Raw genomic sequence first — 12,061 nt, forward strand, 5'->3', positions numbered from 1 at the left:
AATATGTCGAAGCATAAGGTCATTTTGTTACTAGGAAGTAACCTTGGAGATCAAAAAAAAAATTTAGAGCTTGCTTTACAGAAGATTAGCGATTCCGGGAATGAAATTTCACAAATGAGCGAATTTTTAATGTCAGATCCCGTAGAATTTGTCAGTTCTAATATTTTTTGTAATATTGCAGTAGTAATATTCACGCATCTTTCTCCAATTCAACTGCTTGAATTTATAAAAAAGATAGAAGTTGATATGGGAAGAATTAATGATTCAAAAGTATCCGGAGGCTATAGTGACAGGCTAATTGATATTGATATCATTACCTATAATGAATTAAACTTTAGATCAGAAAGATTAGAAATCCCTCATAATAAACATCTTTTTGAAAGGGATTTTTCAAGAATATTATTAAAGGATTTTATTTAAAACATAAAACATACAGTATGAAATTAGGTTTATTATTATTGGCGACACTGCCTATTGCCGTTTACGCACAGAATAGCGGTACTACAGTAAACTCTTCAAGCGAGTACCCCAACACTTTCTCTTCGGGATCAGCTAATGTACAACCTTTTGACAACAAAGCCAGACGTTTCAGAGACTGGTCAATTTCAGTAGGAGGTGGTCCTGCGTTCATGGTGCATTCTGCCCTGACATCTATTAATAAAGATAAGATCAACTGGGGATACAATGCTTACGTAAGTATTGACAAGCAAATCTCACATACATTTGGGTTAAGCCTTATGTATACCAGAGGAGAAACAAAACAAACCGGTCAGCTTCCGGGTATGCCGGGCCAATTAGCTGGTGTAGCTTTTGCCAACACCAAGTTTGATCAGATTGCTTTATTGGGTGATATTAACTTCTCTAATTTATTAAGAAGAGTAGACAATCATTCACCGTACCGATGGGCATTCCATGGTTATGGAGGAATTGGACTTCAAGGATACAGAACTTCTTTACATGATAATGACAGAAACAGATGGAGTGATAATCCTAAAAGAGTTCCGTTATTTGTTAAACAGGACCTTGATATTAGTTCCATTTACTATCAGGTTGGTTTAGGGCTTAAATATAATGTTTCTCCACTTATTGATGTAGAAGCAAGAACCATGTATATTATAAGTGGTGAGCAGGCATTTGATGGTAGCGGATACAATAATTCAAGCTACGATCCTAAAGACCCTGTAGAGTCAGGATATAGATATACAATTCTTAACAATAGAAGATCTTACAATGCCTGGACAGTATCTCTAGGGGTATCTTTCAAACTAGGAAAGCAAATGTCTCACCTGGCATGGCATGATCCGTTACAAGAAGCTTATTATAAAACGAATGTTTTAGAAAATGCGGCAACAGACTTCGTAGTTTGTGAGAAAGGAGATGCCGATAATGACGGAGTATGTGACGATTGGGACAGACAACTTGATACTCCTGCCGGGGCAAGAGTAGATGGTGCAGGTGTTGCTCTTGATATGGATCTTGACGGCGTTATAGACTTATATGATAAGTGTGTAACTGTTCCTGGACCGGTTGAAAACAACGGATGTCCGATCAAATAATTAACTGTCTAAAAAATTTATAAAATATACACGATGAAATTAAGTTTAGCAATTGCTGCATTAGCTATGGCATTCCCAGCCATTACCTATGCACAAGACTCAACAGCACCTTCCAGCGGAACGTATCCTAATACATTTTCTTCCGGATCTGCAAATGTTTCCCGATTTACCAATCAATCCAAAAGGTTTAATGACTGGTCAATTTCAGCAGGGGTTGGGGTTCCACTTCTTCAGTCCGCTGATTTAACTTCCATTAAAAATGGTAATGGTAAAAACCTTTTTGGATACTCCGCTTATGTAAGTATTGATAAAGCAATTACTCATGCTTTTGGAATCAATTTACAATATGACAGAGGTGAAACCAGACAGGGATGGTTCAATACTAAAGATGCAGCTCCCGACGCTAAAGCTGTAGCCGGCAGAACTCAGTATGACGCGATCTCAATTTTAGGGGATATCAATTTCTCTAATCTTTTAAGAAGAGTAGACAACCACTCTACTTACCGATGGGCGCTTCACGGATATGCCGGTGTAGGTACAATTGCGTACAGAGCTTACCAGAAAGATATCAACGGACAAAGACTGATGACTGAAGTGAAGCCTTTTAAACTGGGATCTTTATTTGCTCAGGCAGGTGCAGGTCTTAAGTTTAAAGTGAGCAGAAGAATCGATCTTGAAGGAAGAGTAATGTATGTAGTCACTGGTGATGACACATTCGACGGAGGAGGTGATCCTTACAGCGCTATCAACAGACGTTCTTCACAAATTTCTGATAACTTCATCAATGCAACCTTAGGTCTTTCCGTAAAATTAGGAAAACATGATTCACACCTAATGTGGCACGATCCGCTTCAGGAAATCTATTACAAACTTGATGTTTTGGCTAACAAAAAACAGGATTTCGAAGTTTGTAAAAAAGGAGATGCTGACAACGACGGAGTTTGCGACGATTGGGACAGACAACTTGACACTCCTGCCGGGGCAAGAGTAGATGGAGCGGGTGTTGCTCTTGATGCAGATCTTGACGGCGTTATTGATCTTTACGATAAATGTGTAACGGTTCCCGGACCGGTTGAAAACAACGGTTGCCCGATTGTAAAAAATAACAATGACACTGCGGTTGAAGTAGAAAAAACACTGAAAGATATTTACTTTAACTTCAATAAAGCAACGATCAGACCTGAATCCAACAGCAAACTAGACTTAGCTGCCGATATCATTAAGAAAGATGGCGGAAACTATCTTTTAACAGGACATACGGATGCTAAAGGAAATGCTGCCTACAACCTAAGACTCTCTAAAGAAAGAGCAGCTGCGGTAGTAAGCGCTTTAGAAAGCAGAGGAATCAGTCAAAATGTACTGAAGTCAAGAGGAGTGGGTTCCGAAGATGCTAAAATTCCTGCAACAGCTTCGGATGCTGAAAGATTAGCAGACAGAAAAGTTACCGTGAGATTTATTGAAAATTCACAATGGGATGCTATCAAGAAAAAAGATTATGAAGAAGCAGCACCTGTAAAAAAACATATGAAAAAAGCTCCCGCTAAAAAAAAGAAAAAATAATTTCTTATCAATAATAAAAACCGAAAAGAATTACTCTTTTCGGTTTATTTTTTTTCTATTACGGAATTTTTTACATACCTTTATATCATTTTCAGGGCTATAATTCTAATGTTAATGAAATAGATTAAAGCAATTTAGAAAAAAATTAACACAAAATAAGCTTTTAAGAAATAAAATCATTTAAAATAACTTAACTTAAAAAAATAACACTATGAAATTAAGTTTAGCAATTGTTGCATTAGCATTAGCTATTCCTAGCGCCAGCTATGCACAAGACTCAACGGCGGTTTCAAACGGAACGTATCCTAATACATTCTCTTCCGGATCTGCTAATGTTTCCCGATTTACCAATCAATCTAAAAGATTTAACGACTGGTCGATTTCAGCAGGGGCTGGTGTTCCACTTCTTCAATCCGCTGATTTAACTTCCATTAAAAACGGTAATGGTAAAAACCTTTTTGGATACTCTGCTTATGTAAGTATTGATAAGGCAATTACTCATGCATTTGGGCTTAAATTACAATATGACAGAGGTGAAACCAGACAAGGATGGTTTAATACTAAAGATGCAGCTCCTGATGCTCAGGCTGTAGCCGGTAGAACTCAGTATGACGCGATCTCAATTTTAGGGGATATCAATTTCTCTAATCTTTTAAGAAGAGTAGACAACCACTCTACTTACCGATGGGCGCTTCATGGATATGCCGGTGTAGGTACAATTGCTTACAGAGCTTACCAGAAAGATATCAACGGACAAAGACTGATGACTGAAGTGAAACCTTTTAAGCTGGGATCTTTATTTGCTCAGGCAGGTGCAGGTCTTAAGTTTAAAGTAAACAGAAGAATAGATCTTGAAGGAAGAGTAATGTATGTAGTCACTGGTGATGACACATTCGACGGAGGAGGTGATCCTTACAGCGCTATCAACAGACGTTCTTCACAGGTTTCTGATAATTTCATCAACGCAACTTTAGGTCTTTCTGTAAAATTAGGAAAACATGAATCTCACTTAATGTGGCATGATCCGCTTCAGGAAATCTATTACAAACTTGATGTTTTGGCTAATAAAAATCAGGATATCGAAGTATGTAAAAAAGGAGATGCTGACAACGACGGAGTTTGCGACGATTGGGACAGACAACTTGATACTCCTGCCGGTGCAAGAGTGGATGGTGCGGGTGTTGCTCTTGATACAGACCTTGATGGTGTTATAGACCTTTACGATAAATGTGTAACGGTTCCCGGACCTGTTGAAAACAACGGTTGCCCGGTAACTACAGGTCCTGTAGTAGAAACAGAAACTAAATTAGAAGGAATTGAGTTTGACTTAAATTCAGACAGAATTTTACCATCTAATACGCCTATCCTAAACAATGCTGTCAACTATATCAATTCTTCAAACGGAGGATATAATGTAATCGGAGCTACCGACACAAGAGGTACTGAAGCTTACAACCAGAAACTCTCTGAAAGAAGAGCGAACAACGTTAAAAATTACCTAATCAAAAACGGTGTTCAGTCTGATAAATTAAAAGCAATTGGAAAAGGTAAAAAAGACCTTAAATATCCTGAATGCGAGCCTGCTACTAAATGTCCTGAATGGAAAAACAGAGCAAACAGAAGGGTATACTTCGAAGCTAAATAATAAACTTATTATTGATTATATGAAAGTCACGCATAGCGTGGCTTTTTTTGTTTTAATACTTTCCTTATTTTTACCGTATGATTTCTCCACAGGACTTTCAAAAATTAAAATATGATACCCTTAAGTATTTTTGGGGCTATACCGGCTTCAGAGATTCTCAGGAAGAAATTATCAATTCCGTTATCAATGAAAGAGATACATTGGTTTTATTACCAACAGGAGCAGGAAAATCTCTTTGTTATCAGCTTCCTGCGTTATTAAAAGAAGGAACATGCCTCGTTATTTCCCCTCTTCTGGCATTAATGAAAGATCAGGTAAACCAGCTGAAATTCCGCGGAATAGAAGCTGAATATTTATCTTCTGAACTGGATGAATATGATGCTGAAGCCATTTACGGACGCTGTAAGGAAGGCCTGACAAAATTACTATATGTATCTCCGGAAAGGCTTACCAACACTCAGTTTTTACAAAATATCCAGGATATTCAGCTCTCTTTTATTGCTGTAGATGAAGCTCACTGTATTTCAGAATGGGGCCAGGATTTTCGTCCAAGCTACCAGAATATAAAAGATTTCAGAAAAAATAATCCTGAAATTCCCTGTCTGGCTTTAACGGCCACTGCAACACCAAAAGTACTGGAAGAAATCAAAACTAAACTCGAACTTAGAAAACCGGTTGTTTTTCAGAAAAGTTTTAAAAGGGATAATATCAGAATTTTCACAGAAGAAGTTTCTGATAAATTCCAACGTGTTTTCGATATCCTGAAATATAACAACGATTCCGGTATAGTATATGTAAGAACCAGAAAAGAAGCAGAATTGCTGGCTGAATACCTGAAGAAAAACCAACTGAAAAATGTAGATTACTTTCATGCCGGCTTAACGGTAAAAGAGAAAAACACCAGACAGAATTTATGGAATAGCAGTGATAATCATGTTCTGATCTCAACCAATGCTTTCGGAATGGGAATCGATAAAGACAATGTTCGTTTTGTAATCCATTATTCTCCTGCAGCATCTCTGGAAAACTATTATCAGGAAATCGGAAGATCGGGAAGGGATGGTAAAGACAGTTTTGCTTTCATGCTCTGGAACAAACAAGAGCTTTTGAATTTTGACCAGATCTTAAAAAATCAGATCCCTAATAAAGCTGAGTTTTTAAAAATCATCCATTACCTCTACTCCATTTTTCAGGTTGCCGAGTTTGAACTTCCTGAAAAAACATTCCAAATCAATATGCTGGGGATACAAAATTTCACCCGATTATCAAAAGCAAAAATCAACAATGTTTTAGGCTTTCTTCACAACCAGGAAATCATTTATTATAATGATAATAAAAGTCTTTCTTCACTGGAACTTCTGATGAGACCTGATGAAATAGATCAGTTACCACAGAAAGATGCCTACTTCATTGAGCTTCTTCTTCGGACGATTTCCGGTCTTACAACTCATAAAGTCATGTTCAGTGAACAGCAGGTGAGCAGCAAAATTGAAATAAATGTTGCTTTAATCAAAGAACGCCTCAAAGAACTTCAACAGAAAGATTATCTGGAATATATTGACGGAGCCTTATCCAGCGTAAAGTTTTTAAAACCTCGGGATGAAAGGGTAATCAATAATGCCTACTGGAAACTGTTTGAACATATTCAAAAAAATAAAATTCAGAAATGGGAAGAAATGAAGTTTTATACAGAAAATAATGATTACTGTAAAATGAAGCTCATCCTTTCTTATTTCGGAGAAAAAAATTCAAAAAATTGCGGACATTGTTCTGTTTGTGAAAAAAATAAACAATCCATTTTCGGAAAAAATATTTCTCAGCAAATTATCAATCTGCTGGCTAAAAAATCCGCAACTATTGAAGAACTTTCCGTACAGCTCAGCTATCACTCCAGAGAAAATATCCTGGAAAACCTTATTTATCTCCTTGATTCCGGAAAAGTAAAAATGCTGAATTTCAGAACGTATGCGATTAATCATGAACAATAAGACATTCATGATTGCAGTAGGTATGACTCTACCATATCCGGTAACGGATACGGGTCTGTTTCCCTGCTTAAAGCTCTCTCATTCTGAAACTCAAACCACGCACGAATCCAGAACCTCCCGGCTATTATTTTTCAACTCAAAAACTAAAAACTTATCTTTGTAGTATGAAATCATTGAAAGTCGTTTTTTTAGGAACTCCAGAGTTTGCCAAGAATTCTTTGGAAGCTATTCATCAATCTCATCATCAGGTTGTAGGTGTCGTAACTGTTGCAGACAAAGCCAGTGGCCGCGGTCAGAAAGTTCACCAGTCACCTGTAAAAATATATGCCTCAGAAAATAATATCCCTGTTTTTCAGCCTGAAAAACTGAGAAACCCTGAATTCTTAGAAGAACTGAAAAAACTGGAAGCCGATGTTTTTGTTGTTGTAGCTTTCAGAATGATGCCTAAAGTTCTTTTTGAAATGCCTGAAATGGGAACATTTAACCTTCACGCCTCTCTGCTTCCTGATTACCGTGGAGCTGCTCCTATCAATTACGCAGTAATCAACGGGGAAGAAAAAACGGGTGCTACTACATTCTTCATCAATGAAAAAATTGATGAAGGAAATATTCTGCTGCAGGAAGAATTTGAGATTTTATCTGATGAAAATGCAGGAAGCCTTCATGACAGACTTATGGAAATGGGAGCAAAACTAGTGGTAAAAACACTGAACGGCCTTGCAGAGCATTCAATTGAAGAAAAACCTCAGCCTCAGGTAGAGCACCCTAAAAATGCCTATAAAATATTTAAAGAAGATACCAGAATCAACTGGAAAGCTCCTTCAAAAACAGTTCATCAGTTTATTCTCGGAATGTCACCTTATCCCGCAGCCTTCACTACCTTAAAAATAGGAGAAGATGAAAAAGGATTAAAGATTTTCAGCGGAAAGTTTGAGGTTTCTGAACATGGAAAACCTGCAGGGACACTGGATATTTCAAAAAATGAATTCAAAATCTATACACAGGACGGATTTTATCTTCCTGAAGAACTTCAGCTGGAAGGAAAAAAAAGAATGACGGTGAAAGATTTCCTGAACGGTTTCAGAAATTTTGATGAAATAACACTGTAAACAAACGACGTTATATATTAAAAGACACCACCAATTTTATACTTGTGGTGTCTTTTATTATTTATCATTTATTTTATTGGCAATCTTCCGACGAATCCTACTTATAAATTCCGGTGTAACACCTAAATAAGCAGCAATCTGTATATTGGTAAGCCGATTGGCTGTTTCCGGATATTCTCTAAGAAAATCCAGATACCGCTCATCAGACGTTTTGCTCAGGTTAGCAATAATTCTGCGTTGTAATGCTATAATTGATTTCTGAAATTTCAGCCTCATTAGTTTTTCTACTTCCGGAATTTCTACATACAATTTTTCTTTATTTTCTTTCGAAATAAGAAGGATCTCGCTGTCTTCAATAGCCTGAATATTCAGTTTCGACGGAATTCGGTTGACAAAGCTGTCAATATCAGAAATCCACCAATTCTCAATTCCAAAATACAATACCTGTTCAGCTCCGTGATGATCTGTATGTGAAACTTTAAAACAACCTTTGACTACAAACCCTTCAAAGCTACAGACCTCCCCTTCTCTCAAAAGAAAGTTTTTTTTCTTTACCTTCAGAAGATTGAACGCACTGCAATAACGATCCAGTTTTTCGTCTGAAATGTCAACATATCCTTTGATATGATTTTTTAAGGCTCCGGTCATGGTTTAAAAATAAAAAAAGGTTTAGAAAAATCCTAAACCTTTTTTGTCATTATTTATAAGTATTTTCACAGCTGCACCGATACAATACTAATGATGCGCAGATTATAATTGAACCAGCTCAGTTACTTCTACATCATATCCTCCAACCTGAGGTTTGATATTAGGATTTTGAGTGATTACTTTAAACTTATTAATTCCCAAGTTCTTTAAAATTTGCGTTCCGATACCATAATCTCTGTAATTGTACGCTAAAGTAGGATGCTGCTCCTGCCCATCCTGATAGTTTAAGAACTGTTGTAATTTTCTCAGTGTATTTTCTGAGTTTGAAACATTATTGATAAAGATGATAGCCCCTTTTCCTGCTTCATTCACCATACCGGTAACTTTTTCCAATAAAGGTTTCTCACCGTTATTCAATCTTGTTAGAACATCAAAATAAGAATCTGAAGACTGTACTCTTACTAAAACAGGTTCATCTACTGTCCATGCACCTTTAGTCAATGCAAAATGAATCTGATCGTTTGAGGTTTCTCTGAAAGCATAGAAATCAAAATCACCATAATGTGTTTTTACTTTTTTCTCTTCCAGTCTTTCTACCAGATTTCCTTTTTTAAGCTGGTAATGAATCAAATCTTCAATAGAGACGATTTTCATATCGTGTTTCTGAGCAAAGGCATGAAGTTCAGGCAGACGAGACATTGTTCCATCTTCATTCATGATCTCACAGATCACTCCGCCTTCTTTTAAACCTGCTAAATGAGTAAGATCAATTGCAGCTTCAGTATGTCCTGCTCTTTTTAAAACACCTCCTTTTCTGGCACGAAGCGGGAAAATGTGTCCCGGTCTCATAAAATCTGTAGGTTTAGATTTTTCATCCATCAGAGCTAAAATTGTTTTTGCTCTGTCTCCGGCTGAAATTCCTGTAGAAGTTCCGTTACCCAAGAGGTCAACAGATACGGTAAAAGCAGTTTCTTTAGGATCGCTGCTTCTGCTTACCATCACTTCAAGGCCAAGTTCATCACATCTTTTTTCAGGCAGTGGCATACAGATCAGACCTCTTCCGTGAAGTGCCATGAAATTAATAATTTCCGGCGTTGTCAGTTCTGCTGCGCAAAGAAAATCACCTTCATTTTCTCTGTCTTCATCATCTACTACTATGATTATTTTACCATTTCTAAGGTCTTCGATAGCCTCCGGAATAGTATTTAATTTAATATCAGACATTTTTACGTTTTATTTGTGCAAAGATACTCATAAAAATAGGCATTTGCCAATTAATTATGAATGGTTTACTAGGCTTTGAATAAAGAGCTTACTGCATTTCTTATAATTTCATAAGACCTCAGTCTTTTCTGGTGGTCATAGATATGAGAGTTGATCATCAGCTCATCCACATTAAAGCGCTCCTGAAAATCGGTCAGTTTTTCCTGAATTTCCTTTTGATTTCCAATAAAAGTATATCTCAGTTTCTGAAGAACCATAGATTTTTCCATAGGTGACCATATTTCATCCATATCATCCACCGGCGGGGCAAAAGGCTTTCTGTCATTTCTTACGATATTAATAAATGCCTGAAATAAGGTGGTGGAAATGGTATGAGCTTCTTCAGAAGTTTCTGCAGCCACACCGTTTACGCAGGCAATAATGTAAGGTTTATCCAGATATCGGGAAGGCTCAAAATGTTCTCTGTAAATTTTAAAAGCCATCTCCATCTGCTCAGGGGCAAAATGTCCCGCAAAAGCATAGGGTAAACCAAGCTCTGCAGCAAGCCATGCACTATCTGTACTTGAACCTAAAATATAAAGCGGAATATCCAGCCCTTCTCCGGGAATGGCACGTACCATAGCCTCCGAATTTTCTTTGGAAAAATATCTTTGAAGCTCCAAAATCTGCCTTGGAAACTGTTCGTTGATAATAGCCGGATTTCTTCCCAGTGCCTGAGCTGTCAAACCATCTGTTCCGGGAGCCCGCCCTAATCCGAGATCAATTCTTCCCGGGAAAAGGGATTCCAGAGTTCCGAACTGTTCTGCAATAATCAGAGAACTGTGATTGGGAAGCATTATTCCTCCCGATCCTACTCTTATTGTTTTGGTTCCGTTGGCAATAAATCCGATTAAAACTGAAGTCGCAGAACTGGCAATACTTTCCATATTGTGATGTTCGGCCAGCCAGAATCTTTTATAGTTTAAATTTTCAGCATGATTGGCTAAAGATAAGCTGTCCTGAAAAGTATCATGAATGCTTTTCCCTTGCTTTACCGGCGCAAGGTCTAAAACAGAAATTTCAAAATTTTTCATATTAAGAAGTTATTTTTAAAGGTGATAAGAATCTCCTTTGTCAATTTCATAATTATAAATGGGGGTTTATAAAACCAAGCAAATTTAATACATCTGAATTGCATTAGTTACTTTTTGTAATTGATAGGATTGATGAGTGAGTTCAGGAAAAAACTATCGGAAAAGTCTAAGATATTAGGGATATCTTTTGTACATGATGTTCAAAAACTAAACTAAAACGATGTACATCCTCTTTGTAATTTTAATAAACTCACTTTAAACAATCAATACAATAACAACATTTTCAATAAAAATAACTCATTAAAAAGAGAAATAAATCACTATATTAGTATCGAAAACAAAACATATTATACACCATTAAAAATATCCTTATGAACAAAAAATCTAATGACTTATTGCATCATAGGTCACTGATAAAGAGAACAATCTTTGCAGGCCTGATTTTATCTGTTGTAGCAGCTTCTTGCAGTAAAAACAATGATGAGCTGATAACAGAAACCCAGGCAACAGCTGCCGGTATTGAGAATCTTAAAAAAGGGATGCTGGAAGGCCAGGAAATTACCTATGAAAGAAAAAACGGAATGAATTTTTTCCAGGGAGATATTGTACTTTCCGACCAGCAGTTATCCGGAGGCCTTTCTGCCAATAAAGGCGGAGCCAGCCTGTCCAGATGGCCCGGAGGTAAAATTTACTATACCGTTGCAAACAATATGGGCTCTATTAATGCCAATAAAATCACTACGGCAGTTAATGAATATAACGCAAAAACCAATACCCAATGGATTCCCCGTACCAATCAGACTAATTATGTGGAATTTATTTTCGGAAGTTCATCCGGATCAGACGGATGGGCACATATCGGATATCAGGGCGGAAAACAAACCATTTCATTAGATCAGTATATTTCCGTGGGATCGGTCATTCACGAAATGGGACATACCGTTGGACTTTATCACGAGCATTCCCGTAAAGACAGAGATCAGTATGTGAGCATCCAGTGGAACAATATCCAGGACGGACAGGCCTATAATTTTAATCAATATACTTCAGGAACGGATATAGGTCCTTTCAACATTAATTCAGTGATGATGTACTGGCCTACTTCCTACTCCAAAAACGGGCTTCCTACAATCAAAAAAGCTGATAATACGAATTTTACTTATAGCAGAACAGGGTTTACAACCGGAGATATCAATACGATTAACACCATGTATCCTTAATTCCTGATCCGCAGAAAGGCCTTATAAAATAATCAGGA

10 protein-coding genes are annotated in these 12,061 nt (G+C 37.1%); 7 read left to right on the forward strand and 3 right to left on the reverse strand.

The genetic code is table 11. The annotated features are described in order from the left end of the window. Nucleotides 1–3: 3 nt before the first annotated feature. The 6 genes from folK to fmt all read left to right on the forward strand — a co-directional run bounded on the left by folK (nucleotide 4) and on the right by fmt (nucleotide 7,858). Nucleotides 4–420, forward strand: coding sequence for a 2-amino-4-hydroxy-6-hydroxymethyldihydropteridine diphosphokinase (folK, locus tag JO178_RS16415; RefSeq protein ID WP_291938209.1), 417 nt, complete (start codon nucleotides 4–6; stop codon nucleotides 418–420). Nucleotides 421–437: 17 nt separating this feature from the next. Next, nucleotides 438–1,556 carry an OmpA family protein gene (locus JO178_RS16420; protein WP_291938210.1) on the forward strand — a complete coding sequence of 373 codons (1,119 nt, stop codon included), beginning with the start codon at nucleotides 438–440 and terminating at the stop codon, nucleotides 1,554–1,556. Between the two features lie 33 nt (nucleotides 1,557–1,589). Continuing rightward, on the forward strand, nucleotides 1,590–3,116 hold the full coding sequence (locus JO178_RS16425; protein WP_291938211.1) for an OmpA family protein: 1,527 nt from the start codon (nucleotides 1,590–1,592) through the stop codon (nucleotides 3,114–3,116). A 211-nt stretch (nucleotides 3,117–3,327) separates the two neighbouring features. After that, entirely contained in the window at nucleotides 3,328–4,761 is a 1,434-nt protein-coding gene (locus JO178_RS16430) for an OmpA family protein (RefSeq protein ID WP_291938213.1), read from the forward strand. A 77-nt stretch (nucleotides 4,762–4,838) separates the two neighbouring features. Beyond that, on the forward strand, nucleotides 4,839–6,749 hold the full coding sequence (locus JO178_RS16435) for an ATP-dependent DNA helicase RecQ (RefSeq protein WP_291938215.1): 1,911 nt from the start codon (nucleotides 4,839–4,841) through the stop codon (nucleotides 6,747–6,749). Nucleotides 6,750–6,913: 164 nt separating this feature from the next. Then, the gene (fmt, locus tag JO178_RS16440) at nucleotides 6,914–7,858 is read left to right on the forward strand and encodes a methionyl-tRNA formyltransferase (RefSeq protein ID WP_291938216.1); all 945 of its coding nucleotides are present in this window, start codon (nucleotides 6,914–6,916) and stop codon (nucleotides 7,856–7,858) included. Between the two features lie 57 nt (nucleotides 7,859–7,915). On the opposite strand, the gene JO178_RS16445 is transcribed toward fmt, so the two are convergent. The 3 genes from JO178_RS16445 to JO178_RS16455 form a co-directional block, all read right to left on the reverse strand. Next, a complete protein-coding gene (locus JO178_RS16445) occupies nucleotides 7,916–8,506 on the reverse strand; it encodes a Crp/Fnr family transcriptional regulator (RefSeq protein WP_291938218.1) in 591 nt (196 codons plus the stop codon). A 102-nt stretch (nucleotides 8,507–8,608) separates the two neighbouring features. Continuing rightward, a complete protein-coding gene (ribB, locus tag JO178_RS16450; RefSeq protein ID WP_291938221.1) occupies nucleotides 8,609–9,730 on the reverse strand; it encodes a 3,4-dihydroxy-2-butanone-4-phosphate synthase in 1,122 nt (373 codons plus the stop codon). Between the two features lie 68 nt (nucleotides 9,731–9,798). Then, nucleotides 9,799–10,803 (reverse strand): LLM class flavin-dependent oxidoreductase, encoded by a 1,005-nt coding sequence (locus JO178_RS16455; RefSeq protein WP_291938223.1) that lies wholly within the window; start codon nucleotides 10,801–10,803, stop codon nucleotides 9,799–9,801. A gap of 371 nt (nucleotides 10,804–11,174) precedes the next feature. Here JO178_RS16455 and JO178_RS16460 point away from each other — a divergent pair, with 371 nt between their 5' ends. Further along, nucleotides 11,175–12,023: a M12 family metallopeptidase gene (locus JO178_RS16460; RefSeq protein WP_291938226.1), complete on the forward strand. Its 849-nt coding sequence runs from the start codon at nucleotides 11,175–11,177 to the stop codon at nucleotides 12,021–12,023. The last annotated feature ends 38 nt before the right edge of the window (nucleotides 12,024–12,061 follow it).

The sequence above is a fragment of the Chryseobacterium sp. genome (assembly GCF_019236175.1).
Lineage (GTDB): Bacteria > Bacteroidota > Bacteroidia > Flavobacteriales > Weeksellaceae > Chryseobacterium.